24 protein-coding genes and 1 riboswitch are annotated in these 26,880 nt (G+C 70.9%); of the genes, 16 read left to right on the top strand and 8 right to left on the bottom strand.

Annotated features, from left to right (window positions below; genetic code table 11):
- Positions 1 to 535: 535 nt before the first annotated feature.
- The 4 genes from ctaC to ACYVOO_RS39365 all read left to right on the top strand — a co-directional run bounded on the left by ctaC (position 536) and on the right by ACYVOO_RS39365 (position 5,060).
- Entirely contained in the window at positions 536 to 1,531 is a 996-nt protein-coding gene (gene ctaC / locus ACYVOO_RS39380) for an aa3-type cytochrome oxidase subunit II (RefSeq protein ID WP_461020519.1), read from the top strand.
- Complete coding sequence (gene ctaD, locus ACYVOO_RS39375) at positions 1,528 to 3,258, top strand: aa3-type cytochrome oxidase subunit I (protein ID WP_461020518.1); 1,731 nt, start codon at positions 1,528 to 1,530, stop codon at positions 3,256 to 3,258. Before ctaC ends, ctaD begins: the two co-directional genes overlap by 4 nt.
- Positions 3,255 to 3,653: a cytochrome c oxidase subunit 4 gene (locus tag ACYVOO_RS39370; RefSeq protein WP_461020517.1), complete on the top strand. Its 399-nt coding sequence runs from the start codon at positions 3,255 to 3,257 to the stop codon at positions 3,651 to 3,653. The genes ctaD and ACYVOO_RS39370 overlap by 4 nt, the downstream gene beginning before the upstream one ends.
- Positions 3,654 to 3,791: 138 nt before the next feature.
- Positions 3,792 to 5,060, top strand: coding sequence for a L,D-transpeptidase (locus ACYVOO_RS39365; protein ID WP_461020516.1), 1,269 nt, complete (start codon positions 3,792 to 3,794; stop codon positions 5,058 to 5,060).
- 70 nt (positions 5,061 to 5,130) lie between these two features.
- On the opposite strand, the gene ACYVOO_RS39360 is transcribed toward ACYVOO_RS39365, so the two are convergent.
- Positions 5,131 to 5,535, bottom strand: coding sequence for a hypothetical protein (locus tag ACYVOO_RS39360; RefSeq protein ID WP_461020515.1), 405 nt, complete (start codon positions 5,533 to 5,535; stop codon positions 5,131 to 5,133).
- Between the two features lie 169 nt (positions 5,536 to 5,704).
- Here ACYVOO_RS39360 and ctaE point away from each other — a divergent pair, with 169 nt between their 5' ends.
- The 9 genes from ctaE (at position 5,705) to ACYVOO_RS39315 (ending at position 16,668) form a co-directional block, all read left to right on the top strand.
- Positions 5,705 to 6,325: an aa3-type cytochrome oxidase subunit III gene (ctaE, locus tag ACYVOO_RS39355; protein WP_453346411.1), complete on the top strand. Its 621-nt coding sequence runs from the start codon at positions 5,705 to 5,707 to the stop codon at positions 6,323 to 6,325.
- A 92-nt stretch (positions 6,326 to 6,417) separates the two neighbouring features.
- On the top strand, positions 6,418 to 7,233 hold the full coding sequence (gene qcrC / locus ACYVOO_RS39350) for a cytochrome bc1 complex diheme cytochrome c subunit (RefSeq protein ID WP_453346410.1): 816 nt from the start codon (positions 6,418 to 6,420) through the stop codon (positions 7,231 to 7,233).
- A complete protein-coding gene (gene qcrA / locus ACYVOO_RS39345) occupies positions 7,230 to 8,297 on the top strand; it encodes a cytochrome bc1 complex Rieske iron-sulfur subunit (protein ID WP_461020514.1) in 1,068 nt (355 codons plus the stop codon). The genes qcrC and qcrA overlap by 4 nt, the downstream gene beginning before the upstream one ends.
- Positions 8,294 to 9,928 (top strand): cytochrome bc1 complex cytochrome b subunit, encoded by a 1,635-nt coding sequence (qcrB, locus tag ACYVOO_RS39340; RefSeq protein WP_453346408.1) that lies wholly within the window; start codon positions 8,294 to 8,296, stop codon positions 9,926 to 9,928. The genes qcrA and qcrB overlap by 4 nt, the downstream gene beginning before the upstream one ends.
- 241 nt (positions 9,929 to 10,169) lie before the next feature.
- Positions 10,170 to 11,234, top strand: coding sequence for an anthranilate phosphoribosyltransferase (trpD, locus tag ACYVOO_RS39335; protein WP_461020513.1), 1,065 nt, complete (start codon positions 10,170 to 10,172; stop codon positions 11,232 to 11,234).
- A gap of 86 nt (positions 11,235 to 11,320) precedes the next feature.
- A complete protein-coding gene (locus ACYVOO_RS39330) occupies positions 11,321 to 12,073 on the top strand; it encodes an SDR family NAD(P)-dependent oxidoreductase (RefSeq protein ID WP_461020512.1) in 753 nt (250 codons plus the stop codon).
- 280 nt (positions 12,074 to 12,353) lie between these two features.
- A complete protein-coding gene (locus ACYVOO_RS39325; RefSeq protein WP_461020528.1) occupies positions 12,354 to 13,715 on the top strand; it encodes an amino acid permease in 1,362 nt (453 codons plus the stop codon).
- Between the two features lie 168 nt (positions 13,716 to 13,883).
- A complete protein-coding gene (locus tag ACYVOO_RS39320; RefSeq protein ID WP_461020511.1) occupies positions 13,884 to 14,774 on the top strand; it encodes a nucleotidyltransferase domain-containing protein in 891 nt (296 codons plus the stop codon).
- A gap of 116 nt (positions 14,775 to 14,890) precedes the next feature.
- Positions 14,891 to 15,010, top strand: a riboswitch (SAM riboswitch).
- A 212-nt stretch (positions 15,011 to 15,222) separates the two neighbouring features.
- Positions 15,223 to 16,668, top strand: a complete 1,446-nt coding sequence (locus ACYVOO_RS39315; RefSeq protein WP_461020510.1) for an aminotransferase class V-fold PLP-dependent enzyme — start codon at positions 15,223 to 15,225, stop codon at positions 16,666 to 16,668.
- A gap of 50 nt (positions 16,669 to 16,718) precedes the next feature.
- Here the strand turns inward: ACYVOO_RS39315 and ACYVOO_RS39310 are convergent, their stop codons facing one another.
- The 7 genes from ACYVOO_RS39310 to ACYVOO_RS39280 all read right to left on the bottom strand — a co-directional run bounded on the left by ACYVOO_RS39310 (position 16,719) and on the right by ACYVOO_RS39280 (position 23,270).
- Positions 16,719 to 18,017 (bottom strand): glycerate kinase family protein, encoded by a 1,299-nt coding sequence (locus tag ACYVOO_RS39310; RefSeq protein ID WP_461020509.1) that lies wholly within the window; start codon positions 18,015 to 18,017, stop codon positions 16,719 to 16,721.
- A 62-nt stretch (positions 18,018 to 18,079) separates the two neighbouring features.
- Positions 18,080 to 19,498, bottom strand: a complete 1,419-nt coding sequence (locus ACYVOO_RS39305) for an SLC13 family permease (protein WP_461020508.1) — start codon at positions 19,496 to 19,498, stop codon at positions 18,080 to 18,082.
- A gap of 100 nt (positions 19,499 to 19,598) precedes the next feature.
- Entirely contained in the window at positions 19,599 to 20,258 is a 660-nt protein-coding gene (locus tag ACYVOO_RS39300) for a response regulator transcription factor (protein WP_461020507.1), read from the bottom strand.
- Between the two features lie 43 nt (positions 20,259 to 20,301).
- Entirely contained in the window at positions 20,302 to 21,729 is a 1,428-nt protein-coding gene (locus ACYVOO_RS39295; RefSeq protein ID WP_461020527.1) for a sensor histidine kinase, read from the bottom strand.
- Positions 21,730 to 21,859: 130 nt separating this feature from the next.
- Complete coding sequence (locus tag ACYVOO_RS39290) at positions 21,860 to 22,201, bottom strand: small secreted hydrophilic protein (RefSeq protein ID WP_461020506.1); 342 nt, start codon at positions 22,199 to 22,201, stop codon at positions 21,860 to 21,862.
- A gap of 119 nt (positions 22,202 to 22,320) precedes the next feature.
- Positions 22,321 to 22,602, bottom strand: coding sequence for an Lrp/AsnC family transcriptional regulator (locus ACYVOO_RS39285; protein ID WP_453346398.1), 282 nt, complete (start codon positions 22,600 to 22,602; stop codon positions 22,321 to 22,323).
- Positions 22,599 to 23,270, bottom strand: a complete 672-nt coding sequence (locus ACYVOO_RS39280) for a rhomboid family intramembrane serine protease (RefSeq protein ID WP_461020505.1) — start codon at positions 23,268 to 23,270, stop codon at positions 22,599 to 22,601. Before ACYVOO_RS39280 ends, ACYVOO_RS39285 begins: the two co-directional genes overlap by 4 nt.
- Before the next feature lie 196 nt (positions 23,271 to 23,466).
- Between ACYVOO_RS39280 and ACYVOO_RS39275 the strand changes: the two genes are divergently transcribed.
- The 3 genes from ACYVOO_RS39275 (at position 23,467) to ACYVOO_RS39265 (ending at position 26,709) form a co-directional block, all read left to right on the top strand.
- Positions 23,467 to 23,706: a hypothetical protein gene (locus ACYVOO_RS39275; RefSeq protein WP_453346396.1), complete on the top strand. Its 240-nt coding sequence runs from the start codon at positions 23,467 to 23,469 to the stop codon at positions 23,704 to 23,706.
- Positions 23,707 to 23,980: 274 nt separating this feature from the next.
- Positions 23,981 to 25,270 carry an NYN domain-containing protein gene (locus tag ACYVOO_RS39270; protein ID WP_461020526.1) on the top strand — a complete coding sequence of 430 codons (1,290 nt, stop codon included), beginning with the start codon at positions 23,981 to 23,983 and terminating at the stop codon, positions 25,268 to 25,270.
- 401 nt (positions 25,271 to 25,671) lie between these two features.
- Complete coding sequence (locus ACYVOO_RS39265; RefSeq protein ID WP_453346395.1) at positions 25,672 to 26,709, top strand: C40 family peptidase; 1,038 nt, start codon at positions 25,672 to 25,674, stop codon at positions 26,707 to 26,709.
- Positions 26,710 to 26,880 lie beyond the last annotated feature (171 nt).

Genomic DNA, 26,880 nt, shown 5'->3' with positions numbered 1-26,880 from the left:
TTGTCGCCGCCCGAGGAGACACCCCGGCGCGGCACCGACCCCCACCACACAGCAACCCCACACGGCCACCGGCACAAGCCAACAACCACGCGGCGCCAGCCGCGACGCACCGTCACCACACGCCGCGCCGTAGCCACCGGCCAGGCAGCCGAACACGATGGCGAACCGGACCGGCGCCCCACCCGCCCCGTGAAGGGGCAACAAAATCAGCGCGGGACCCTACAGTGCGCACCGCACGGGCCAACCGTCCCGCGCAACGCCCCCGGCGAACCGGCAACCCCCCGTTTCCTTCCGCACCCCGCGAAGGGGACCCGCACCCCGCGAAGGGGCCGTCAGATGCGGGGCGCGAGCCCGCTATTCCACTCCATCGGGGAGTCCCGCGGCGCGTTACGCACCCTCCCCGCGCGCCCCCAAATAGCGTCCAGTAGGGTTTGGTCCGCATAAACATCCAAACCCCTGCCCGCGCCAGGGCCCGCGCCCGACCAGCAATAGGCCGAGCCCGGATGGGCGGGCGAGACTCTCGGGAAGGCGCTACGTGAGTCCCAACGGCTCCGACCTCCCCCACCGCCCTACGGGCGGGGGCGGTTCCCCCTCGTCGCGGCGCCCGATGCGGCGGAAGCTGCACCAGGCGCTTGCCGCGGGCCTGGTCCTGGCGACCGCGACCGGTTGCACATATAAGGACTTCCCCCGCCTTGGTATGCCCACCCCGGTCACGGATGAGGCTCCGCGGATCCTCTCCCTGTGGCAGGGGTCGTGGGCGGCAGCGCTCGCCGTGGGCGTGCTGGTCTGGGGTCTGATCGTGTGGAGTGTCATCTTCCACCGGCGTTCCAAGACCAAGGTCGAGGTACCTCCGCAGACCCGGTACAACATGCCCATCGAGGCCCTGTACACCGTGGTCCCCATCATCATCGTGGCGGTGCTCTTCTACTTCACCGCGCGCGATGAGACGAAGCTCCTGGCGACCTCCAAGAAGCCGGACCACGTCGTCAACGTGGTCGGCTACCAGTGGAGCTGGGGTTTCAACCACATCGAGAACGTGGACGGCAAGGCATCCACCGACAACACGGATGACAAGGAACTGGATGCCATCCCCGACCGGATGAGGTCGACCTTCCCGGAGGGCGCCGAGGGCGTCTACGAGGTCGGCACCCCTGGTGAGCGGAACCCGCAGAACAACAACCCGGGTCCGACGCTGTGGCTGCCGAAGGGCGAGACGGTTCAGTTCATCCTGACCTCGCGCGATGTCATCCACTCCTTCTGGGTGGTGCCGTTCCTGATGAAGCAGGACGTCATCCCCGGCCATGTCAACCGCTTCGAGGTGACCCCCAACAAGGAGGGCACCTTCATGGGCAAGTGCGCCGAGCTGTGCGGCGTGGACCACTCCCGGATGCTCTTCAACGTGAAGGTCGTCTCCCCGGAGCGTTACCAGAAGCATCTGGAGGACCTGGCGAAGAAGGGCCAGACCGGCTACATCCCGTCGGGTACCGCCAGCACGGGCGGCGCCAAGAATGCGGAGACGAATAACCCGTGAGCATCCTCAACGAACCCCAGGGTGCCGCCACCGCGACCGCCGAGGCAGCACCGCCAGTACGGAAGAAGACCCCCGGCGCCGTCGTGGTGGACTGGCTGACCACCACAGACCACAAGAAGATCGGGACGCTCTACTTCGTCACGTCCTTCGCGTTCTTCTGCCTCGGCGGCATCATGGCGCTCTTCATGCGCGCCGAGCTGGCCCGCCCCGGCATGCAGGTCATGTCGAACGAGCAGTTCAACCAGGCGTTCACCATGCATGGCACCGTCATGCTGCTGATGTTCGCCACCCCGCTCTTCTCGGGCTTCGCGAACTGGATCATGCCGCTCCAGATCGGCTCGCCCGATGTGGCCTTCCCGCGGCTGAACATGTTCGCGTACTGGCTGTACCTCTTCGGCTCGCTCATCGCCGTGGGTGGCTTCCTCACCCCGCAGGGCGCAGCGGACTTCGGCTGGTTCGCCTACTCGCCGCTGTCGGACGCGGTCCGCTCGCCGGGCATCGGCGCCGACATGTGGATCATGGGCCTGGCCCTCTCCGGCTTCGGCACCATCCTGGGTTCGGTCAACTTCATCACCACGATCATCTGCATGCGCGCCCCCGGCATGACGATGTTCCGGATGCCGATCTTCACCTGGAACGTCCTGCTCACCGGTGTCCTGGTGCTGCTGGCCTTCCCGGTGCTCGCCGCCGCGCTGTTCGCCCTGGAGGCGGACCGCAAGTTCGGGGCGCACGTCTTCGACGCGGCGAACGGAGGAGCGTTGCTGTGGCAGCACCTCTTCTGGTTCTTCGGCCATCCAGAGGTCTACATCATCGCGCTGCCGTTCTTCGGCATCGTCTCCGAGGTCATCCCGGTCTTCTCCCGTAAGCCGATGTTCGGCTACATCGGCCTGATCGGCGCGACGATCGCCATCGCGGGCCTCTCCGTGACGGTCTGGGCGCACCACATGTACGTGACGGGCGGGGTACTCCTACCGTTCTTCTCGTTCATGACGTTCCTGATCGCGGTTCCAACGGGTGTGAAGTTCTTCAACTGGATCGGCACGATGTGGAAGGGATCCCTTTCCTTCGAGACGCCGATGCTGTGGACGATCGGCTTCCTGATCACCTTCACCTTCGGTGGTCTGACCGGCGTCATCCTGGCCTCGCCCCCGATGGACTTCCACGTCTCCGACTCGTACTTCGTGGTGGCGCACTTCCACTACGTCGTCTTCGGCACCGTCGTCTTCGCGATGTTCGCGGGCTTCCACTTCTGGTGGCCCAAGTTCACCGGAAAGATGCTGGACGAGCGCCTCGGCAAGATCACCTTCTGGACGCTGTTCGTCGGCTTCCACGGCACCTTCCTGGTGCAGCACTGGCTGGGCGCCGAGGGCATGCCGCGCCGCTACGCGGACTACCTGGACGCGGACGGCTTCACCGCCCTGAACACCCTGTCGACGATCAGCTCGTTCCTGCTGGGCCTGTCGATCCTGCCGTTCCTCTACAACGTCTGGAAGACGGCGAAGCACGGCAAGAAGATCGAGGTCGACGACCCGTGGGGCTACGGCCGTTCGCTGGAGTGGGCGACCTCCTGCCCGCCGCCGCGGCACAACTTCCTCACGCTGCCGCGGATCCGCTCCGAATCCCCGGCGTTCGATCTGCACCACCCCGAGATCGCCGCTCTCGACCAGCTTGAGAACCAGGGCTCGGACGAGAAGGCGCTGGCCGGCAGCAAGGAGGCCGGGAAGTGAAGATCCAGGGCAAGATGTTCCTCTGGCTGGCCCTCTTCATGCTCGTCATGGCGATCGTCTATGGCGTGTGGTCGAAGGAGCCGGTCGGCACCACGGGTCTGTTCCTGGCCTTCGGGCTCTCCGTGATGATCGGCTACTACCTGGCGTTCACCGCGCGCCGTGTGGACGCGGGAGCCCAGGACAACAAGGAAGCGGACGTCGCCGACGACGCTGGTGAGCTGGGCTTCTTCAGCCCGCACAGCTGGCAGCCGCTGTCCCTGGGCCTCGGTGGCGCCTTCGCCTTCGCGGGTGTCGCCTTCGGCTGGTGGCTGGTGTTCGTCTCGGCACCGCTGCTGATCATCGGCCTGTTCGGGTGGGTCTTCGAGTACTACCACGGCGAGAACCGCACCCAGTAGCACCAGCACCGCACCAGTAGCACGCGCGGTATCCGTCCGCATCCGACGGACGAGGGTCGGCCCCCGGTCACTCCGGGGGCCGACCCATTTGTATGCGCTCAGCGGGCCCGAGTTGGTGATTCTTCATATTTTGGGCCCATGAGTCACTGGTCGAACAGATCCAAACGCCGGATGGCGATGAGCGGCGCCCTCATGCTGGCTCCCCTGGCGGTGGGGCTCACCGCGTGCGGCGAGGACACGGATCCGCTCTCGAGTGCTCCGTACGACGCCGGTGAGCACGTGTCCGTGAAGGCCACGGCCGACGGCGGAGCCGTGGACCCCAGAAAGCCCCTGGAGGTCACCACCTCGGGCTCCGAGGACAAGCTGGCCGACGTCACCGCCAAGGACGCCGTCGGCCGCTACGTGGCCGGTGAACTCTCGGCCGACGGCACCAGATGGCGCAGTACAGGCCCGCTGACCGCGGGCGCGCACTACACCGTCCAGGTCAGCACCGAGAACGGGGACGGCGAGCCGGGCCGCCGCACCCTGGACTTCACCACGAAGCCCGTCGACTCCAAGAAGCTCTCGGTCACCTTCGGCCCCGACGCGGGCACCTACGGGGTCGGCCAGCCGGTCACGGCCGAGCTGAGCCACAAGGTGAAGGACCCGGAGCAGCGCCAGCGCGTCGAGGGCGCGCTCTCCGTCACCTCTCACCCGGAAGTGGAGGGCTCCTGGCACTGGGTGGACGACAAGGAGCTCCACTACAGGCCGCGCGCCTACTGGCCCGCTCACGCCTCCGTCACGGTCAGCTCCGACCTCAAGGGCGTGAAGGTGCGCGACGGGCTCTACGGCGGCGCCACAAAGCCGCTGAAGCTGCGCACGGGCGACCGGGTGGAGGCCATCGCGGACGCCTCGGCGCACCAGATGAAGGTCAAGAAGAACGGCAGAACCATCAACACCATGCCCATCACCACGGGCAAGGCCGGATTCCGCACCCGGCACGGCACCAAGGTGATCCTCGGCATGGAGTCCTTCGTCCGGATGAGGGGCACCAGCGTCGGCATCGCCGAGGGCAGTTCGGAGTCCTACGACCTGCCCGTCCGCTGGGCCACCCGGCTCACGTGGAGCGGCGAGTACGTGCACGGCGCGCCCTGGTCCGTCGGCTCGCAGGGCGCCTCCAACGTCAGCCACGGCTGCACCGGACTGAGCACCGGCAACGCGAGCTGGTTCTTCCACCACGTCCGTCCGGGTGATCTCGTCACGCACGTCAACACGCAGGGCGAGAAAATGCCCACTTTCGGGAACGGATTCGGCGACTGGAACATGGGCTGGGACGAGTGGCGCGAGGGCAGCGCTCTGGAGTCCGGGTCCGGGGAACGCGAAGAGGGCGGGCCGGCCGGTCAGGCCAGGCTCCGCCCCCAGGTGTGACGCGTCAGACGCGTCGGGTGTGTCACGCGCCGCGGGCGTCCCGTAAGGCTCGGGGGACGTCCCGCGCGGCTCAGGCGCCCGCGAGCTGGTGGTTCTCGCGGAGCAGCCCGGCGAGCGCTTCCGCGAGGGCCACCGGGTCGACGGGGTGAGACACGACCGACTCGGCGCGGCTCCAGGTGGCCAGCCAGGCGTCCTGGGGGCGGCCGATGAGCAGCAGCACGGGCGGGCACTCGAAGATCTCGTCCTTGATCTGCTTGCAGACCCCCATGCCCCCGGCCGGGGCGGTCTCGCCGTCCAGCACGCAGACGTCGACGACCCGCTCCTCCAGGGTGGCGAGCAGCGCGGGCAGGGTGGCGCACTCGATGTACCGGACCGGAGGGACGTCGGAGGCTGGCCGTTGCCCCCCGGCGAGCCGCACCTGTTCGCGGGTGTTGGCGTTGTCGCTGTAGACCAGCACCGTGGCGGTCGGCTGCATTGTTCCTCCGCGTATGGGTCTCGGGGGCCGTTCCGCGGATGCTACTCCCTCCGACGCCCCGTCAACACCGGTTCGCACGCCCTCGGGATGGGCCGTTTGAGCTGCACACGGGGGCCTGACACACCGAACAGCACCCCCCGAAGTGAGGCCGGGATAAGCGACCGACATAATGTCGGTCGTGGCGACAGCAACAGCAGTAGAAACCGGGCACGCGCACCCGTCGGTCAATCGGCCGAATCTCACCAGTGTCGGAACCATCATCTGGCTGAGTTCCGAGCTGATGTTCTTCGCGGCCCTCTTCGCGATGTACTTCACCCTGCGATCGGTGACGGGCGCCGAGTACTGGAAGGAACACGCCGAAGCGCTGAACCTTCCGTTCTCCGCGACGAACACCACGATCCTGGTGCTTTCCTCTCTCACCTGCCAGCTCGGCGTCTTCGCCGCCGAGCGCGGGGACGTGAAGAAGCTGAGGGGGTGGTTCATCGTCACGTTCGTGATGGGTGCGGTCTTCATCGGCGGCCAGGTCTTCGAGTACACGGAGCTGGTCAAGCACGAGGGCCTTTCGCTCTCGTCGGATCCGTACGGATCGGTGTTCTACCTGACCACCGGCTTCCACGGACTCCACGTGACGGGCGGTCTGATCGCGTTCCTGCTCGTACTGGGCAGGACGTACGCGGCCAAGCGGTTCACCCACCAGCAGGCCACTGCCGCCATCGTCGTGTCCTACTACTGGCACTTCGTCGATGTCGTCTGGATCGGCCTCTTCGCCACGATCTACCTGATCAAGTAAACGATCGGGCGGCGGCCCGGAGCCCGCTTCGGACCGCGAGACAGACTTAGCCAGAAGCATCGACGCAGAAGATCCTGACACCGGGGTAATCCGTGAAAAAGCTCTCCGCACGACGGCGCCATCCGCTGGCGGCGCTCGTCGTCCTACTCTTCGCGCTGGCGGCCACCGGGGGGCTGTACGCCGCGTTCGCTCCTGCGGGCGAGGCGAAGGCCGACCAGGAGAAGTCGAGCCAGTCCCTCGCGATCGATGAGGGCAAGAAGCTCTACGCCACCGGCTGCTCAAGCTGCCACGGAACCGGCGGCCAGGGCACCAGCGACGGTCCGAGCCTCGTCGGCGTCGGCGCGGCAGCCGTGGACTTCCAGGTCGGCACAGGGCGTATGCCCGCGCAGCAGCAGGGGCCGCAGGCGCCGAAGAAGAAGAAGATCTACAGCCAGGACGAGATCAACCAGCTCGCGGCCTACGTCGCGTCCCTGGGCTCCGGTCCGTCCCAGCCCACCAAGGGGCAGTACGACCCCAACGGCGCCGACGTCGCCAACGGTGGCGAACTGTTCCGTACGAACTGTGCCCAGTGCCACAATTTCACCGGTGAGGGTGGAGCACTGACGCACGGCAAGTTCGCCCCGGATCTCGGTGACGTCGATTCGAAGCACATCTACGAGGCCATGCAGACCGGCCCGCAGAACATGCCCTCCTTCCCCGACACCGTGATGCCGGAGAAGGACAAGAAGGACATCGTCGCCTACCTCAAGACGGTGAACAGCGACAAGTCGGAGAGCCCCGGCGGCTTCAAGCTCGGTGGCTTCGGCCCCGTGGCCGAGGGCATGTTCGCCTGGGTCTTCGGTATCGGCGCGCTGGTCGGTGTCGCTGTCTGGGTCGCAGCTCGGACCGCAAAGGCCAAGAAGTCATGAGTAGTCAGACTGGATCACACGAGAACGTGTCAGACGAGAACCTGCCCAGTGCGCAGGAAGACGCACACGGCGCGGTGGCGGTGAAGGACGATCCGTTCGCGGATCCGGGCCTTCCGCCCCACGAGCACCGTGTCCAGGACATCGACGAGAAGGCCGCCAGGCGCTCCGAGCGTGCTGTCGCCTTCCTGTTCGTCGTGTCCATGCTGGCCACCGTGGGCTTCATCGCCTCGTACGTGGCCTTCCCGATCGACAAGATCGTTTACGTCTGGCCGCTCGGCCACGTCAGCGCCCTGAACCTGGCGCTGGGTGTCACGCTCGGCATCGCCCTCTTCTGCATCGGCGCCGGCGCGGTCCACTGGGCCCGCACGCTGATGTCCGACGAGGAGATGGTCGACGAGCGGCACGCGGTCGCGGCCGAGCCCGAGGTCCGGGCCAAGGTCATGGAGGACTTCCGGCAGGGCGCGAAGGAGTCGCAGTTCGGCCGTCGCAAGCTCATCCGGAACACGATGTTCGGCGCGGTGGCCCTGGTGCCGCTCTCCGGCGTCGTCCTCCTGCGCGACCTGGGACCGCTGCCCGAGGACAAGCTCCGCCACACGATCTGGAAGAAGGGCAAGCTCCTGGTCAACGAGAACACCAGGCAGCCCCTGAAGCCCGAGGACATCTCCGTCGGCTCGCTCACCTTCGCCATGCCCGAGGGCCTGGAGCCGGAGGACGAGGAGTTCCACAAGGAGATCGCCAAGGCGGCCCTGATGCTCGTCCGGCTGGAGCCGAAGGACATCAAGGACAAGCGGGAACTCGACTGGTCCCACGAGGGCATCGTGGCCTACTCGAAGATCTGCACCCACGTCGGCTGCCCGGTCAGCCTCTACGAGCAGCAGACGCACCACGTGCTCTGCCCGTGCCACCAGTCGACCTTCGACCTGTCCGACGGTGCGCGCGTCATCTTCGGCCCCGCAGGACACCCGCTGCCGCAGCTCAACATCAGCGTCAACAAGGACGGCTTCCTCGAAGCGCAGGGCGACTTCGCTGAGCCCGTCGGTCCGGCCTTCTGGGAGCGCGGATGAGTACTGCAACCGACACCACCGCGGCCAAGCGGAAAGCACCCGCCGGTGAGCGGGTGGCCGACTGGGCCGACGGCCGGCTGGGCATCTACAGCCTGGCCAAGGCCAACATGCGCAAGATCTTCCCGGACCACTGGTCCTTCATGCTGGGTGAGGTCGCGCTCTACAGCTTCATCATCATCATCCTGACCGGTGTCTATCTGACGCTGTTCTTCCACCCGTCGATGAACGAGGTGGAGTACCACGGCGCCTACGTGCCGATGCAGGGCATCAGGATGTCGGAGGCGTACGCCTCCACGCTGGACATCAGCTTCGACGTCCGCGGCGGTCTGCTCGTGCGGCAGATCCACCACTGGGCGGCGCTGATCTTCCTCGCGGCGATGTTCGTGCACATGATGCGCGTCTTCTTCACGGGCGCCTTCCGCAAGCCGCGCGAGGTCAACTGGCTGTTCGGCTTCCTGCTGTTCGTGCTGGGCATGTTCACGGGCTTCACCGGCTACTCGCTGCCTGACGACCTGCTGTCCGGTACGGGTGTCCGCTTCATGGAGGGCGCGATCCTGTCCGTGCCTGTGATCGGCACGTACATCTCGATGTTCCTCTTCGGCGGGGAGTTCCCAGGGCACGAGATGGTGCCCAGGTTCTTCGCGGCGCACGTACTGCTGCTGCCCGGCATCATGCTGGGCCTGCTGGTGGCGCACCTGATCCTGGTCTTCTACCACAAGCACACGCAGTTCGCCGGTCCAGGCCGCAAGAACAGCAACGTCGTCGGCATGCCGCTGCTGCCGGTCTACATGGCCAAGGCCGGAGGCTTCTTCTTCCTGGTCTTCGGCGTCATCGCCGTCATCGCCGCGTGCTTCACCATCAACCCGATCTGGGTGCTCGGGCCCTACCGGCCCGACCAGGTGTCGACCAACGCGCAGCCAGACTGGTACATGGGCTTCTCCGAGGGCCTGATCCGGTTCATGCCGGGCTGGGAGGTGAACCTGTGGGGCCACACGCTTGTGCTGGGTGTGTTTATCCCGCTGATCATCTTCCCGCTGGTGCTGGCGGCCATCGCGGTCTACCCGTTCATCGAGTCGTGGGTCACCGGTGACAAGCGCGAGCACCACATCGCCGACCGGCCGCGGAACGCGCCGACCCGGACCGCCTTCGGCGCGGCCTGGATCAGCTGGTACTTCGTGCTGCTGGTGGGCGGCGGCAACGACCTGTGGGCCACGCACTTCCACCTGTCGATCAACTCGATCACGTACTTCGTACGCGTCGGCTTCTTCGTCGTCCCGATCCTCACGTTCATCGTGACGCGGCGGATCTGCCTGGGCCTCCAGCGCAGGGACAAGGAGAAGGTGCTGCACGGGCGCGAGTCCGGCATCATCAAGCGGCTGCCGCACGGTGAGTTCATCGAGGTGCACGAGCCCCTCTCGCAGGAGCAGCTGCACACCCTCACCGCGCACGAGCAGTACAAGCCGTACGAGATCGGCCCGTCGACCGACGAGAACGGTGTCCGCCGCAAGGTCACCCGCGGGCAGAAGCTGCGCGCGCGCCTCTCGAAGGGCTACTACGGCGAGGAGGCCCAGATCTCCAAGCCGACGGCCGAGGAGTACAAGGAGATCACCAGCGGTCACGGTCACCACTGAGCCGTGCGGCTGAGACCGCACACACGCTGAACGCCACATGTGAGGGGTCCGCGGGTTCGCCCGCGGGCCCCTTCGTGGTGCCGGGCGGGCCGCCCTCACAGGCGGGAACCGGACGTCGTGTCCGGGCGCGGTCGGCGCGTGCGCGGGCGGCGATAGGGTGGTGCCGACTTTCCACTCGTCCTGATGAGTGATGCCGACGTCAGGACGAGTCATCCTCAGACGAACGCCAGGAGTGATTCCCATGAGCGCTGCGACCCCCGCCGGAGGCGACACCATGGCGGCGCGCACCTGGCCGGACGTACTGAGCGCCCTGCTGGCCGGTGAGGACCTCAGCGCCGACGCCACGGCGTGGGCGATGGACCGCATCATGCGGGGCGAGGCGAGCGACGCGCAGATCGCGGGCTTCGCGGTGGCGCTGCGGGCCAAGGGCGAGACGGTCGAGGAGATCGCCGGACTCGTACGGACGATGTACGAGCACGCCACCACCATCGAGGTACCGGGGCCGACGGTGGACATCGTCGGCACGGGGGGCGACCGCGCCAAGACCGTCAACATCTCCACCATGTCCTCGATCGTGGTCGCGGGCACCGGCGCCAAGGTCGTCAAGCACGGCAACCGCGCCGCCTCCAGCGCGAGCGGCGCCTCCGATGTGCTGGAGAAGCTGGGCGTCAACCTGGAACTGACGCCTGAGCGGGTCGCCGAGGTGGCAGCCGAGGCGGGCATCACCTTCTGCTTCGCGGTCAAGTTCCACCCGGCGCTGCGCCATGTGGGCGCCGCGCGCAAGGAGCTGGGCGTCCCGACCCCCTTCAACTTCCTCGGCCCGCTCACCAACCCGGCCCGCGTGCAGGCCCAGGCCACGGGCGTCGCCGACGCGCGGATGGCCCCGATCGTCGCGGGCGTGCTCGCGGAGCGCGGCTCCTCGGCGCTGGTCTTCCGCGGCGACGACGGGCTGGACGAGCTGACCACGACGGCCACCTCCACCGTGTGGGTCGTACGGGACGGCGCCGTGCGCCAGGAGTCCTTCGACCCGCGCGACGTGGGCGTCGAGCTGGTGCCCGTCGAGGCGCTGCGCGGCGCGGACGCCGCGTACAACGCCGAGGTGGCCCGCAGGCTGCTCGACGGCGAGCGCGGGCCCGTACGGGACGCGGTGCTGCTCAACTCGGCCGCCGCGCTCGTGGCCCTGCGGCCCACGGAGGCGCCGCTGGCCGAGCAGCTCGGCGCGGGCATGGAGCTGGCGGCCGAGTCCGTCGACTCGGGCGCGGCGAAGTCCGCGCTGGAACGCTGGGTGGCGGCGAGCACCGCGTAGGCGGGCCGCCTTCCGGCGGGGGAGCGGTGCCCGTGCGGGCACCGCTTTCGCATGTATGGAGGACCGCAGGAGAGGGAGATACACGGATGAGTGAGCAGTCGTCGCGGAAGTGCGCCGTCGTCACCGGGGCCAGCAGCGGGATCGGCGCGGCCACCGCGGTGCGCCTGGCCGAGCAGGGGTACCACGTGGTGCTCGGCGCGCGGCGCGTGGACCGGCTGGAGCGGGTCGCCGAGAAGTGCGGCGGGCGCGCCGAGACGCTGGACGTGACCGACCCCGCCTCGGTCGAGGCGTTCTGCGCGACGGTCGAGCGCTGCGACCTGCTCGTCAACAACGCGGGCGGCGCCCTCGGCGTCGACCCGGTGGCGAGCGCGGACGAGGACGCCTGGCTGTCGATGTACGAGACGAACGTGCTCGGCACCCTCCGGATGACCAAGGCGCTGCTGCCCCGGCTGATCGCCTCAGGCGACGGCCAGGTCATCACCATCGGCTCCGTCGCCGGCCAGGAGCCCTACCCGGGCGGCGGGGGCTACAACGCGGCCAAGCACGCGGTGACGGCGCTCACCAAGGTGCTGCGCAAGGAGCTGCTCGGGCAGCCCGTGCGGGTCTGCCAGATCGATCCGGGGCTGGTGCGCACCGAGTTCTCGCTGGTGCGCTTCGGGGGCGACGCGGAGCGGGCCGACAAGGTCTACGAGGGCATGACGCCGCTGTCGGCCGAGGACATCGCCGACTGCGTGGGCTGGGTGGCCTCGCGGCCCAGCCATGTGAACGTCGACTCGATGCTGGTGCTGGCCAGGGACCAGTCCTCGGCGCAGGTCGTGCACCGTACGAAGGACGCGTAGCGGGGCCCGTCGCACGGCCGACGCACGATCTCCAAGCCGCGGAAACAGCGCCTCAACAACCCGTTGCGATCGTTTCTCCGGGGTGTGCGGTACGCCGCCCCGGAGAGACGACGGCGCGAGGACGGGACGGCGGACAGTGGCGACCGAGGCGACCGAGGCGACCGGGGCTACGGAGGTTACGGAGGGGGCCGGGGCGTCCGGGCCCGTCGGGGCGGGTGAGCGCGCGAGCGGCGGCGACGGCAGCGGCAGCGGGCTGCGGGCGGGGCTGAAGCGCCGCCACATGAACCTGATCGCGCTCGGCGGTGTCATCGGCGCGGGGCTCTTCGTCGGCAGCGGCGTGGTGATCGGCTCGACAGGGCCCGCGGCCGTGGTCTCCTTCCTGATCGCGGGCGTGCTGACGGTGCTGATCATGCGGATGCTCGCCGAGATGACCGTGGCGCGGCCCGCCGTCGGCTCCTTCTACGTCCATGTGCGCGAGACGCTGGGCCGCCGCGCCGGGTTCGTCACCGGCTGGCTGTACTGGTACTTCTTCGTCATCGTGGTCGCCGTCGAGGCGGTCGCGGGCGGCCGTATCGTCCAGTTGTGGCTGCCGGGGGCGCCGCTGTGGGCGGTGAGCCTGGTGCTGATGGTGCTGCTGACGGCGACGAACATGGTCTCGGCGCGCTCCTACGGGGAGTTCGAGTACTGGTTCTCCTCGATCAAGGTCGCCGCCATCGTCGTCTTCCTCTTCCTCGGTGCCCTGTACCTCCTGGGCCTGTGGCCCGGTACCGAGGGCGGAGCGGAAGCCCTGACCGCGCACGGGGGCTTCGCGCCCATGGGCGTCGCGGCCGTCCTGGCGGCCGTGGTGCCGTGCATCGGCTTCTTCACGGGCGCGGAGATCGTCACCATCGCGGCGGCCGAGTCCACCGAGCCCGAGCGCGCCGTGGCCCGCGCGATGCGCTCGATCATCCTGCGCGTGGTGGCCTTCTACGTGCTCTCCGTCCTCATCGTCGTCGCGGCCGTGCCCTGGGACGCGAAGGCGGTCGAGGTGAGCCCGTACGCGGCCGTCCTCGCGAAGCTGGGCGTGCCGGCCGTCTCCACCGTCATGAACGCGGTCGTCCTCACCGCCGTCCTCTCCTGCCTCAACTCCGCGCTCTACACCTCCTCGCGCATGCTCTTCGCGCTCACCCGGCACGGTGACGCGCCCCGGAGCCTCACCAGGCTCAGCGGCGGCGGGGTGCCCAGGCGCGCGCTGCTGGCCGGGACGGTCGTCGGCTTCGCCTCCGTCGTGGCGGCGTGGGCCTCGCCCGACGTCGTCTTCGCGTTCCTCATCAACTCCTACGGCGCCGTAGCGCTCTTCGTCTATCTGCTGATCGCACTGGCCCAGGTCCGGATGCGGCGCGGGCTGGAGCGCACGGCACCCGAACGGCTGACGCTGCGCATGTGGCTGTTCCCCTGGCTGAGCTGGGCGACGATCGCGGGCATGGCCGCCGTCATCCTCGCGATGGCCTTCCTGCCCGACAGCCGCTCCCAGTTCTGGCTCAGCCTGCTGACGGTGGCGGTGGTGCTGGTGGGCTACGAGGTACGGGTGCGGGTCGGGGTGGGGACGGGGCCGGGGGTACGCCCGGAAAACGGGGTGCAGCGGGGGCGTACGGGTTCCTAGGATGCCGCGCATGGCCGTCTTCTCCTGAGCGGGTGCGCGGACACCGCGACACCGATCACCGGTGACAGCCCGGCGCCGTCGGGCGATCTCCGTATGCCCGTATGCCCACACGCCCGTACAGCGATGCGCCCCCGCGCACGCGCCCGTACTCAGGAGACGTTCCTTCCCATGCCCTTCCCCGCACACGACCCCGCCGCCACGCCCTCGCCCGTCCTCGACGAGCGCATCGCCCGCCTGCGCGAACTGGCCGCCGCCGAACCGCGCCTCGAAGGGGTGCTGCTCTACGGCTCCTGGACGGTGGGCGAGGCCGACGAGCACTCCGACATCGAGGCGTACGTGTTCGTCGCCGACGCGCACGCCGACGGCTTCGACGGCCGCGCGTTCATCGAGCGGCTGGCCCCGCTGAAGCTCGCCTACACCAACATGTACGGCATCCTCGCCGTCGTCTTCGACGATCTGATGCGCGGCGAGTTCCACTTCGAGCCCGCCACCTCCGGCATCGCGAAGATCGCGGACTGGGCCGGAATGGTGCACCTGCCAGAGCCCGGCGCCGCCGTGCTGCTGGACCGGACGGGCGCGCTCACCCGGGCCGCCGGGGAGCTGGCGGACTTCCGGCCCCCGGAGCCCGAGCCCACCGCGCAGCAGCTCACCGACGAGCTGACGAACTGGACGCTGATGCTGGCCCATGTGCTGGCCCGCGGCGAGACGGCCAGGTCGCACGCGCTGCTGCACACCGTGGTCGCCCCGCACCAGCTCCAGTTGTGCAGGCTGCTGCGCGGCTCCACGCGGCACTGGCTCACCCCGAGCCGCGCCCTGGAGGCGGACCTGCCCGCGGCCGAGCGCGCCCGCTACGCCGCCGCGACCGCTCCCGCCGAGCGGCACGCCGTCGCCGAGGCGGCCCGCGCGAGCTGGGCCTGGAGCAGGGAGCTGGCCGAGGAGGCGGCGGCGCGCTGGGGCACGCGGGTGCCGCGCCGGCTGCACGAGGAGATCGGCGCGCTGCTGGCGCGGGCGGGGGCCGGGGCCGGGGCCACGGCGGACGGGCGGCAGGACGCCCGCTGACGGACCGCTGACGGCCTGCTGACGGGCCGCGCGAGGTGATCGTGGCGGGGTGTCCGTGTCCGGGATGCGGACACCCCGCTGCGCGCCGCCGATCACGTGTGCCATACTCCTGCCCAGGTCACGAGTGACAGCGAACAAGGCCCCGGCTCCGCTGTCCGGCAACCCTCCTTCCGTGGTGGGGTGCCCCGGGTGATGACCAGGCCGTACGACAGCAAGGTCTGCGGCAAGCACGGATCCCTCATACCAGGGGTCCTGGTCTTGAGGAGCGTCTCGTGAGTCAGCGAATGCGATAGGGCCGGTCGGCCCCCCGTTTCCGATCCCTTCCTTATCCCCATTCCTTTCCTCCCGTACGGACACCTCCGCCCGGCCGACGTGGGAAGCGCACCGCGTCCCCCGTCCCCGTCCGCGCGTCGAGTCCCGTACGGCTGCCTTCTTCCGGGAGACCGCCATGTCGTTCCTGCCTGCCTCCGACTCCGCTTCCGCCCCCTCCGCCCTGTCCGCCGCCTCCGCCGGGCCCGCCTCCGACGCTCCGGCCGACGCCGCCTGTACGCCGCTGCCCGTGCTCGGGCGGGACGTCCTCGTGCCGCTCGTGACGGGCGGCGAGGTCACCTACGCGGCCCTCGACTACGCCGCCTCGGCCCCCGCCCTCCAGCGGGTGTGGGACGACGTGGCCGCCTACGCGCCGTACTACGGCAGCGTCCACCGCGGCGCCGGATACCTCTCGCAGCTCTCCACGGAGCTGTTCGAGCAGAGCCGCCAGGCCGTCGCCGACTTCCTCAACTGCCGGGAGGGCGACCAGGTCGTCTTCACCCGCGCCACCACCGACTCCCTCAACCTCCTGGCCTCCGCGCTGCCCGAGGGCACGCACGTCTACGTCTTCGAGACCGAGCACCACGCCTCGCTGCTCCCGTGGCGCGCCCGGGAGACCACCTACCTGGACGCGCCGCGCTCGCCCGAGCAGGCCGTGGCCACCCTGGAGGAGGCGCTGCACCAGGCGCCCAAGGGCCCCAAGCTGGTGTGCGTGACCGGCGCCTCCAACGTCACCGGGGAGATCTGGCCCGTACGGCGACTGGCCGAGGCCGCGCACCGGCACGGCGCGCGGATCGTGCTGGACGCCGCGCAGCTCGCCCCGCACCACCCGGTCGACCTGCGCGAACTCGGCGTCGACTGGGTCGCGTTCTCCGGGCACAAGCTGTACGCGCCCTTCGGCGCCGGTGTCCTCGCCGGGCGGGCCGACTGGCTCCAGCGTGCCGAGCCGTACCTCGCGGGCGGCGGCGCCAGCCGCAAGGTCGCGCGCCGTGCCGACGGCGGCGTGGACGTCGAGTGGCAGGCCGGCCCGGCCCGCCACGAGGCCGGTTCGCCGAACGTCATCGGCGCCTACTCCATCGCCTCCGCCTGCCGCGCGCTGACCGAGGCCGGCTTCGACCGGCTCGTCGCCCGCGAGCGGGAGCTGCTCGGGCGGCTGACGGCCGGGCTCGCCGAGGTGCCCGAGGTCAGGGTGCTGTCCCTGTTCGGGGACGACGCCGACCGGGTCGGGGTGCTCTCCTTCGTCGTCGACGGCTGGAACAGCTCGCACTTCGCCGCCGCGCTCTCCGCCGAGTACGGGATCGGCGTGCGCGACGGGCTCTTCTGCGCCCACCCGCTCCTGCGCACCCTGCTGGGCGGCGAGGACGACGAGCCCGGCGAGTGCGGGGCGCCCGAGGCGGCGCCCGGTGAGCGGTCGCTCAACGCGATCCGGGTCAGCTTCGGCGCGGGGACGCCGGACGAGCACGTGGAGCGGTTCGTCCGCGCGGTGCGGGAGCTGGTGGCCGACGGCGCCCGCTGGAGCTACCGGACCGAGGACGGGCGCTGCGTCCCCGACCGGGACGCGCAGAGCGCGGCGTCCACCGCCTGAGCCCGGGTCGGGGTCCGGGTCCGAGTCCGGGTCCGAGTCCGGGCCTGCGGCTAGGCGTGGGCCTGGGCCCGGGTCTGCGCCGGGGGCCCGGCCGCGGGGCCCGCGTCCTCGCGGGGCAGCCGGGTGCCGAGCAGGACCATGCGCACGGCGTGCTCCGCCGCGTCGGCGAGGTACTCGTCGCCCCTGGTCAGGGCCTCGGCCAGGCCGACGGGCGCGGGCAGGATGGAGCGGTACGCGTCGATGCCCGACGCCCTGACCTCCTCCGCGCCCTCGCCCAGCGACCCGGCCAGCGCCAGCACCGGCTTCCCGAACGCCTTCGCTCTGCGCGCCACTTCGGCGGGGATCTTGCCGCGCGGGGTCTGCCCGTCGAGCGAGCCCTCGGCTGTGATCACGAGGTCGGCGCGCGCGAGCCGCGCGTCCAGCCCGAACCGGTCCAGCAGCACCTCGAAGCGCGGCAGCAGCCGTGCCCCGAGCGCGGCGAGCCCGGCGCCGAGCCCCCCGGAAGCACCGGTCCCCGGCGCGTGCCGCAGGTCCGGGGCCGGGGCCGGGGCCTGGTCCGCGGAGGCACCGGCACCGTGGCCGCCCACCCCGTCGCGTACGAGCACGTCGCGTACGAGGGTGTCGGCCCAGCGCTCCAGGCCGAGGGAGAGCCGCTCCACCTGCGCCGGGGTCGCCCCCTTCTGCGGCCCGAAGACCCGGGCGACCCCGCGCTCGCCGCACAGCACGTTGAACGGGTTGCAGGCCACCAGCAGTTCGGCCTCGCGCAGCCGGGGGTCGAGGCCGCGCGGGTCGATACGGTCGAGGCGGGCCAGCGCCTCGCCGCCGCGCGGCAGTTCGCGCCCGTCCGCGTCCAGCAGCCGTGCGCCGAGGGCCTGGAGCGCGCCCGCGCCCCCGTCGGACGTGCCCGAGTCGCCGCAGCCCACCAGCACCCGCCGCGCGCCGGAGTCCAGGGCAGCGCGGATCAGTTCGCCGACGCCGTACGTCGTCGTCGCGCCCGGGTCCCTGCGCTCTGCGGGGACGAGCGAGAGCCCGGCGACGGCGGCCATCTCCACCACGGCGGTCGGCACGGCGGGCACGGTGTGCCCGAGCAGCGCGAAGTGGGTGCGTACGGGCGCGGAGACCGGGCCCGTCGCCGTACGCCGGATCAGCTTGCCGCCGGTCGCGGCGGCCAGCGCCTCTGCCGTGCCCTCGCCGCCGTCCACCAGCGGTATGAGGTCGAGGGTGGCCTCGGGGCTTGCCCTGCGCACACCCTCGGCGATGGCCTCGGCGGCGCCGCGCGCGGAGAGCGACTCCTTGAAGCCGCTGGGCGCGATGGCGAAGTGGTACGGGGGGCGGGTGAACGGGGACACGGCGGTGGCCTCCTGGAGGAGCGGGCGGACGGGGCGACGGGCGAGCCGCCTGACGGGGCCGGTCACAGGACCGGGACGCCGAGCAGCGGCCAGACGGCCAGGGCGAAGAGCAGCACCAGCGCGGCGGTCACCGGTGCCAGCACGGCGGAGAGCCGCAGCAGGTCGCGGGGCCCGTACGTCGGCGTACCGGGGATGTCGGAGAAGAGGGTGACCGGCTTGGCCGAGGCCGGGAGGGTGTGGCAGAAGCCCGCGGCGGCGGTCGAGGCGAGCGCGGCGGCGACGGGGTTGACCCCGGCGCCGACCGCGGCGGCGACCACGAGGGGGACCAGCACGCTGGAGCGCGCCGAACGGGACTGGAGCAGCAGATGGGCCGCTGTGCTGACGGCGACGACGACGCCGAGGAAGAGCCAGCGCGGCACCGACCCGCCCCCGGGCAGCCCGCTCACCAGCCAGCGCGCCGCGCCCGACTCCGAGAGGGCCACGCCCATCGCCATCGTCGCGGCCATGAACAGCAGCAGCGACCAGGGCACCGTCTTCAGCGCGTCCTTGAGCCCCACCGTGCCCAGCGCGGGCGAGGCGGCCACGACGGCGCCTATCAGCGCGACCAGCGCGGGCGACACCCCGTGCAGCGGCTCGCTGCACCACAGCGCGACGACGGTGGCCAGCAGCAGCGCCGAGCGCGCCTCGCTCTGCGAGAGCGGCCCCGTCACGGGGGTCTCCGAGTGCGCCTCGATGTCCTCTGCGGTGATCCGGACGGGCCCGCGCCTGTCGGCGCGGCGCGTGGTCGTCCACAGCACGATCTCGGCCGCGGCGTGGGAGCTGACCACGGCGAGCGGCAGCCCGAGGAGCAGCCACTGGGTGAAGCCGATGTGCTTGCCCGTCGTCTCGAACAGCACGCTGACCGTGATCAGATGCGCCCCCGCGCCGATGAGGGTGGCGACGGCGGACAGCAGGATGACGGTCGGGAAGAGCAGTGCCAGCATCACGACGAGCCGGGTGCGGTCGGCGAGGACCTTCGCGAGCGCGAGGAAGACGGGCAGCGCGAGCGCCGCGCGGCCCGAGGTCGCCGGGATGGCGAAGGCGCTCACGACGAGCGCGGCGGTCGTCAGGTGGACGAGCTGCCGCACCGAGCGGGCGCCGCTCACCAGGAACGCGGCGGCGCGGGCCGCCAGGCCCGTCCTGGACACGGCGGCGGCCAGCACGAACGCGCAGATCAGCAGCCACACCGTCTCGTCGCCGAGCGTGCCGAAGAGGACGTCGCTGCTGATGACCCCGGTCGCGGCGAGCGCCAGCCCGGCGCCCAGCGCGATGTACGTGTCGTCGATCGGCGTGCCGACCCAGGCGCAGGTCGCCAGCGCGAACACGGCCAGGGTCAGGCGGGCGTCACCGCCGAGCCCGGCGAAGTTGCCGGGCACGGCGAGCAGGGCGCACGCGGACAGGGCGAGGCACAGGGGGATCGCCTGCCGGGGGCTCAGTGTCATGCGGCGAGTCTTGTGACCTGGGGTGAGCCACCAATGAGCGGTTTATGAAAGCGACTTCATGAGAGGGAGGGGGCGGGGCGGGCTCCCACCCCCGCCCCCACTACGGCAGCCGGTAGCCCATGCCCCGGACCGTCTCCAGGCGTTCCGGGCCCAGCTTCTTGCGGAGGGCGCGGACGTACACGTCGACGATGTTCGAGCCCGGGTCGAAGTCGTAGCCCCACACGTGGGAGAGGATCTGCTCGCGGGACAGGACCTGACCCGGGTGCCGCAGGAACAGTTCGAGGAGGACGAACTCGCGCGCGGTCAGATCGACCGTGCGGCCCTCGGCGCGGGCCCGCCGCGTCCGCAGGTCGAGCGACAGTTCGCCGCTGCGCAGCACCGTGACCTCGGGGGCCCGCGCGGCCGTGCGCAGCCGCAGCCGTACCCGGGCCAGCAGTTCCTCGAAGCGGAACGGCTTCGTCATCCAGTCGTCGGCGCCGCCCTCCAGGCCCGCGACGGTGTCGCGTACGGAGTCGCGCGCCGTCAGCACGATCACCGGCACGGTGACGCGGGCCTCGCGCAGCTCCCGCAGCACGGTGAAGCCGTCGCGGCCCGGCAGGCCGATGTCCAGGACGACGAGGTCGAAGCCGCCGGTGCAGGCGTAGTCGTACGCCGTGTCGCCGTCGGCCGCGACGGTCGTGGTGAAGCCGTTGGCGCGCAGGCCCTTCTCGACGAAGGAGGCGATGCGCTCCTCGTCCTCGACGACCAGGATGCGGTTCACGCGGTCACCCTCCCTCTCTCCGGTACGTCTTCCGGTACGCGCCTCACGCGTCCTCCTCGTCCGGCTCCGGTTCCCCTGCGGGCAGCAGGAGGACGAACGTGGCGCCGCCCCCCTCGGTGTGCCGCAGCTCGACGCGGCCCCCGGGGTGCCCCTCGGCGATGGCCTTGACGATGGACAGCCCGAGCCCGGCGCCGCTGCCCCGCGAACCCCGCCGCGCGGTGCCCCTGCGGAAGCGCTCGAAGACGCGCTCCGCGTCCTCGGGGGCTATACCGGGCCCGTGGTCGGCGACGTACAGCTCGATCAGCCCGTCCTCGCGGGCCGCAGCGCCGGGGTGCCCGTGCGGGTGCCCGTGCGGCGTGGGCAGGCGGCGCGAGCCGATGCGGACGGGCGCTCCGGGCACGGTGTGCTGCACCGCGTTCTGCGCGAGCTGCACCATCGCCTGGGTGACGCGCTGCGGGTCGAGCTGGACGGTGCCCTCGGCGACCTCCTCCAGTTGCCACGCGCGCTCGCCCAGCGCCCGCGTCTTGACGTACACGTCGGCGGTCAGCTCGGCCAGTTGCACGGGCTCGGGGCTTACGAAGTCGGGGCGCTCCGCCTTGGCGAGCAGCAGCAGGTCCTCGACGATCCGGCTCATCCGGTCCAGCTCGTCGGTCACCAGCCGCACGGTCTGCTCGCGCTCGACGGGGTCCTCGCCCATCAGCTCCAGGTGCCCGCGCACGATGGTGATGGGGGTGCGCAGCTCGTGCCCCGCGTCGTCGACGAACTGGCGCTGAGCGCCGAAGGCGCGCTCCAGCCGGTCGAGCATGGCGTTGAAGGTCTTGGCGAGCGCCGCGATGTCGTCGCGCCCGCGCACCGGTATGCGCTGCGTCAGATCCCGCTCGGTCAGCTCGGCCGCCGTCATCCGTACCAGCCGCACGGGCGCCAGGATGCGGCCCGCCACGGCCCAGCCGATGCACACGGTCATCAGCAGGGCCACGCAGGAGATGGCCAGCAGGATGCGGAAGACCTCCTCGGCCCCCGCGCGCTCGCGGTCGGCGTGGAAGGCGACGACGAACGTGCCGCGCGGCGAGCCGTCGCCGCCCGGCTCGATGGTCACCTTCGACCAGCGGACGTCGCCCTGCGGGCGCTCCAGGGTGCCGGAGCGGCCGGGGTCCGAGGCGACGCGGGCCAGGTTGTCCTTGTCCTCGTGGAGGGGGAGCGCGGTGGGGATGTCGCGGTCCTGCCGGATGACGCGCCCGCCGACGACCCCGAGCAGCTCCTCGTCCGGGTCCGAGTACTGCCGCTCCAGGAAGACCGTGAGCAGCCGCCGCGCCTCGGTGAAGGGCTTGCCGGTCTCCGGGTCCTGGCCGCGGTCGACGAAGTTGGTGAACTCCCCGGTCTCCTGGGCCAGCAGGCGCGTGATGCGGTGGTCGACGTCGCGCAGCAGGATCGAGCGGGTGGTGGTGGCGACGGCGGCGAGGGCCACCGCCATGACCACCAGCAGCCACAGCAGGATGCGCACCCGCGCCGATATGGCCGGGCGGAGGCGGCGGCGCCCCTCCGGCGTCCAGGGCCGCGCGCGGGTCCCGTTCCCCTCTCCGTTCCCGTTCGACGTGGCGGCCTCAGCCGTCGTCGCTGCCCGGTCCGTCGTCGCCGTTGTCGTCCCCGCCGGGTCCGTCGTCGCTGCCGGGCCCGTCGTCGGCGTCATCGTCGGCACTCTCGTCGGTCGCGGACGGCTGCGGTACTGCCTCGTCGCCGGGTGAGGCGGAGGGCGAGGTGGAGGGCGAGGACGGGCCCTCGTCCGAGCCGGAGGGGCTGGGCGCAGGGCTGTCCGTCTCCAGCTCCACCTTGGCGGGCGCCTTCGGCGGGTCCGGGCTGTCGGTCAGCGCGTAGCTCGTGGCGGCGATGCCGAGCGGGATCGCGACGACGGCCGTAAGGGTCGCGATGCGGTGTGAGAAGGCCATACGGGGAGGCTGCCGCGCGTACCGGAGGCGCCGCATGAAGGCCGGGTGAGGAAATCTTCATGAGCGCCACGGGGAGGGTGCCGCGACTTCCGCGTACGTGTCCGCGCCCGCCCCCGGCCCTACGCGTCGAGGCCGATGGCGAAGGCGGACTCCAGGTCGTGCTGCGAGTAGGTGCGGAACGCGATGTGCGTCTCGGTGGACTCCACGCCCGGCACCTTGCTGATCCGGCCCGGGATGACGTCGGCCAGCTCGTCGTGCTGGGCGACCCGGACCATCGCGATCAGATCGTGGGCACCGGTGACGGAGTAGACCTCGCTCACCCCGTCGAGCGCGGCGATCTGCTCGGCGATCTCAGGGATGCGGTCGGTGCTGGTCTTGATGAGCACGATCGAGGTGATCACGGTGAGGACTCTCCCTTGGTGGCCGGAGCGGGCCCGCCCACTTTATCGGCCCGGAACTGGAGCCACGCGTACAGGAAGCCCAGCGTGAAACCCACCACGTGCGCGAGGTAGGCGACGCCGGGCCCGTCCGTGTCCCGGCGTGCGGCGATCCACTGGAGCGTCAGCCAGAACGGCAGCACGAGCCAGGCGGGGAAGCGCAGCGGCAGAAAGAGGAGGAAGGGATAGACGCTGGTGACCCGCGCACGGGGAAAGAGATAGAGAAAGGCCCCCAGCACGGCGGAGATGGCGCCCGAGGCCCCCACGAGCGTCTCGGTCGAGCCGGGGTGCGCGGCGGCGTAGCAGAGCAGGGCGACATAGCCCGCGCACACGTAGAACACGGCGAAGCGCGGCGTGCCCATGCGTTCCTCGACCATGCCGCCGAAGACGAACAGGAAGAGGAGGTTGCCGAGCAGGTGCATCCAGTTCCCGTGCAGGAAGAGCGCCGTCAGAGGGGTCAGCAGTGGCCGGATTCCGCCGCCCCACAGGGTGTGGGGAAGGACACCCCAGCGCTCGAAGTACGCGGTCTGGGCGCGGTGCAGCTCCTCGCCCGTGCCGTAGGCGGGGACGAAGCCGGAGGCAGGACCGATCAGGAAGAGCAGGCAGCAGGAGCCGATGAGTGCATACGTCATCACAGAGCGCGTCCGCATGGGCGGATCATGACGGCTCGGATACGGGGCAGGCTCCTCGACACACGCGTATCGATGGCAGGACTTAGGGTTACCGGGAGTGCCCCGTGCTTCCGCAGCCCCTTTCGCCCCTGCCGAAGGTGCGCACGGCTCGCTGCTCCGGATCCCCGGAACGCCCGAAGGAATGAGGACGAACACCATGGCGGTCCCGACGCCCACGGACACGACCCGCTGGCGCTGCACCCTGTGCGGCAACCTGACCAGGTTCGATGTGACGCGCTCCAGCAAGGTGGTCGAGTACGTCCATCTGGACCTGGCCGGTGAGCCGAAGGTGGAGGAGCGGGAGGTGCTCAGTGAGAGCATCGAATCCGTGCGCTGCCGCTGGTGCAACGCCGTGGACGAGGTCGAGCTGGTGGACCGCCCGGGCGCACAGGTCTGAGGAACGGCGGGTGTGAACGGTGGTCGAACGGACGGGCGACGGCGAGCGCGGTCCCGAGCGCGAGCTGTCGGCGCCCGAGCCACCCGAGCGGGGTCCCCAGGAGGCACCTGACCCTGGTCCGGATTCGGCCACGGACCCTGACCCGGCTACGGACCCTGACCCGGCTACGGACCCTGACCCGGCTACGGACCCTGACCCGGCCTCGGGCCCGGAACCGGGATCGGGCCCGGATCCGGCGGCCTCGGACGATGACGGGGAGGCCCTCGACCGCCCGCTGCCCGAGAAGGTGCGCCGCAGGGTGGTGGCCCTCACCGGGGACGCGCTGGGCGGGCTGACCATCGCCGAACTCCCCGTCACGCTGCGACAGTACGCCCGCTTCACCCCGCAGCGCCGCGCCAAGTTCGGCGGCAACGCCATGGCCACGGCGCTGGAGAACGACGCCGTCTTCCGGCAGCGCATCGCCTCGCGGCTGCGGGAGATGCTGCCCGAGCTGACGGGCGCGCTGGAGGACGGCACGCCCCCGCCCGCCGCCGATCCCGTGGATGTGGCGGCGGTCGCGTATGTGCTGCGTCCCGACGGCTGGGCCAAGCTCGTCGCCGCCGCGAGCGAGGAGGCCCAGCGCGCGCAGGCCGAGCGCGCGGGCGAGGAGGCCCAGCGCGATCTGGCCAGGCTCCGCGCGGAGCTGGCCGAGGCGCGCACCGCCGCGCGCACGGAGTCCGAGCGCGGCAGGGGCGAACTGGACGCGCTGCGCAAGGAGCTGGAGGCGACGCAGCGCAAGCTGCGCAGCGCCCAGAGCGATGTGAAGCGCGGCGAGGCGGAGGTGCGCAAGCTGCGTGCCGAGCTGGAGTCCGTCCGCTCGGCCGCCGCCTCGGACAAGGCGGCTGCCGACAGCGAGGCGCGGCGCCTCAAGGCCCGGCTCACGGAGGCGGAGTCGGCCCTGGAGGCGGGCCGCCGCGCGGCCCGCGAGGGGCGCAGCGTGGAGGACATGCGCGTCAAACTGCTCCTGGACACGGTGCTGGAGGCGGCACAGGGGCTGCGCCGCGAGCTGGCGCTGCCGCCCACCGAGGTGCGCCCTGCGGACACCGTGGACTCGGTGGAGCCCGGCCGGATGTCGCCCAAGGACGTGGCGGCGCGGGCCCTTTCGGACACGGACCCGGCCCTGCTGGACCAGCTCCTCGCGCTGCCGCAGTCCCACATCGTCGTCGACGGCTACAACGTCACCAAGACCGGCTATCCGACGATGCCGCTGGAGAAGCAGCGGCTGCGGCTGCTGGGCGGGCTCGCCGTGCTGGCGGCCCAGTCCGGGGCCGAGGTCACCTGCGTCTTCGACGGCGCGGAGCTGGCGGCTCCCGTGCTGCTGGCGCCGCCGCGCGGGGTGCGGGTGCTGTTCAGCAAGCCGGGCCAGACGGCGGACGAACTGATCCGGCGTATCGTGCGGGCCGAACCCGCTGGGCGGCCCGTCGTGGTGGTCTCCTCGGACCGCGAGGTCGCCGACGGCTGCGCCGCCGCCGGTGCCCGGCCCGTCGCCTCGACGCTGCTGCTGAAGCGGCTCGCGCGGACGTAACACGTCCACCACGCGCGGGGAGCAGCGGAGGGGTCAACACAGGGGACAACAGGGCGAAAAGCCGCCCGGAGCGGCAAAGCGCCGCGAGCACCCCGGAATTCGCGCTTCACGTCAACCGCCCCCGGCGAAGGCCCCGTTCGCCGCCTCTGTGTGACGCCATGGTCGCTCCGCGTACGTCATGAGTAAAGAATCCTCTTGTGTGACGGGTTTTTCCTCAGAGGGATTTGATCCGATCAGTTACGCATGGCTAATGTCTGGGCCCGAACCTTCGCGCGGTTGATCACCCATCCGGGGTGACAGCGGAGGACCGCCTAGTTCCACGGCGCCCCGGCGATCGCCCCGGTGATGTGGAGCCGGAGTGACCGACCGGCAGGCGGCTGAGGAAGAAGGAGCTCGCCCCAGTGGCGTCCCACCGTCGTCCCAAGCAGCCCAGCCGCAGCCGCACCCGTGTGACCGTGTTCACGGCAACCGCTGCGGCAGCCGTCGCCCTGACCTCCCAGGCGGCGCACGCCGACCCCAAGGCTTCCAAGGAGGAAGTCAAGGAGAAGGTCGACAAGCTCTACGAAGAGGCCGAGGCGGCGACGGAGAAGTACAACGGCGCCAAGGAGAAGCACAAGAAGCTCCAGAAGCAGGTCGACAACCTCCAGGACAGCGTGGCGCGCGGCCAGGAGGACCTGAACGACATGCGGGACGGCCTCGGTTCGATGGCCACCGCGCAGTACCGCACCGGCGGCATCGACCCGTCCGTGCAGCTCTTCCTCTCGTCCGACCCGGACAGCTACCTGGACAAGGCGTCCACCCTCGACCAGCTCAGCACCAAGCAGGCCGACGCGCTCAAGAAGATCCAGGACAAGCAGCGCTCCCTCGCGCAGCAGCGCAAGGAGGCCCAGGGCAAGCTGTCGGACCTCGCCGAGACCCGCGAGGAACTCAGCGACAAGAAGAAGAAGATCCAGGGCAAGCTCTCCGAGGCCCGTACGCTCCTCAACTCGCTCACCGCTGACGAGCGCAAGGCGCTGGAGGCCAAGCAGGCCCGCGCCGACCGCGCCTCCAGCTCGCGCGTCGACCTCGGCAACGACGCCTCGGCGTCGGCCCGCGCGGGCGCCGCGCTCGCCGCCGCCAAGGGCAAGATCGGCTCGCCCTACGTGTGGGGCGCGACCGGACCCAGCTCCTTCGACTGCTCGGGCCTCACCTCGTGGGCGTACCAGCAGGCCGGGGTCTCCATACCCCGCACCTCCGAGGCGCAGGCCGGCGCGGGCACCCGCATCGGCAGCCAGAGCGGCCTCGCGCCGGGCGACCTGGTGCTCTTCTACGGCGACCTGCACCACGTCGGCCTCTACGCGGGCAACGGGCAGGTGCTGCACGCGCCGAAGCCGGGTGCCAGCGTGCGCTTCGAGTCGATCAACAACATGCCGTTCCAGTTCGGCGTGCGCGTGGGCTGACGCCACGCCCCAAACGTCGTTCGTCCGGGTGAAAACGGGCGGGCGCCGATGACCTCCGTACCCCGTCGATGACCTGCGTCATCGGCGGGGTACGCGCATACGCGCCCACCGCACCGGCGCGGCCGGTTCTTGGACCCTCCGTAGCGACGCCGCTACATTCTCCGCGCAGTT

This window comes from Streptomyces daliensis, from assembly GCF_054782395.1.
This window is presented reverse-complemented; position numbering and strand designations above follow the sequence as displayed.

Bases quoted from the DNA above. Each gene is read 5' to 3' on its own strand.
- ACYVOO_RS39295 (WP_461020527.1), bottom strand. From the start codon at position 21,729: ATGGCGGTGGCCCTCGCCGCCGTCGCCACCACCACCCGCTCGATCCTG.
- ACYVOO_RS39360 (WP_461020515.1), bottom strand. From the start codon at position 5,535: ATGCAGCCGACCGCCACGGTGCTGGTCTACAGCGACAACGCCAACACC.
- ACYVOO_RS39330 (WP_461020512.1), top strand. From the start codon at position 11,321: ATGAGTGAGCAGTCGTCGCGGAAGTGCGCCGTCGTCACCGGGGCCAGC.
- qcrA (WP_461020514.1), top strand. From the start codon at position 7,230: ATGAGTAGTCAGACTGGATCACACGAGAACGTGTCAGACGAGAACCTG.
- ACYVOO_RS39365 (WP_461020516.1), top strand. From the start codon at position 3,792: ATGAGTCACTGGTCGAACAGATCCAAACGCCGGATGGCGATGAGCGGC.
- ACYVOO_RS39320 (WP_461020511.1), top strand. From the start codon at position 13,884: ATGCCCTTCCCCGCACACGACCCCGCCGCCACGCCCTCGCCCGTCCTC.
- ACYVOO_RS39290 (WP_461020506.1), bottom strand. From the start codon at position 22,201: ATGGCCTTCTCACACCGCATCGCGACCCTTACGGCCGTCGTCGCGATC.
- ACYVOO_RS39305 (WP_461020508.1), bottom strand. From the start codon at position 19,498: ATGACACTGAGCCCCCGGCAGGCGATCCCCCTGTGCCTCGCCCTGTCC.
- ACYVOO_RS39315 (WP_461020510.1), top strand. From the start codon at position 15,223: ATGTCGTTCCTGCCTGCCTCCGACTCCGCTTCCGCCCCCTCCGCCCTG.
- ACYVOO_RS39280 (WP_461020505.1), bottom strand. From the start codon at position 23,270: ATGACGTATGCACTCATCGGCTCCTGCTGCCTGCTCTTCCTGATCGGT.
- ctaE (WP_453346411.1), top strand. From the start codon at position 5,705: ATGTCGGTCGTGGCGACAGCAACAGCAGTAGAAACCGGGCACGCGCAC.
- ACYVOO_RS39275 (WP_453346396.1), top strand. From the start codon at position 23,467: ATGGCGGTCCCGACGCCCACGGACACGACCCGCTGGCGCTGCACCCTG.
- ACYVOO_RS39325 (WP_461020528.1), top strand. From the start codon at position 12,354: ATGAACCTGATCGCGCTCGGCGGTGTCATCGGCGCGGGGCTCTTCGTC.
- qcrB (WP_453346408.1), top strand. From the start codon at position 8,294: ATGAGTACTGCAACCGACACCACCGCGGCCAAGCGGAAAGCACCCGCC.
- trpD (WP_461020513.1), top strand. From the start codon at position 10,170: ATGAGCGCTGCGACCCCCGCCGGAGGCGACACCATGGCGGCGCGCACC.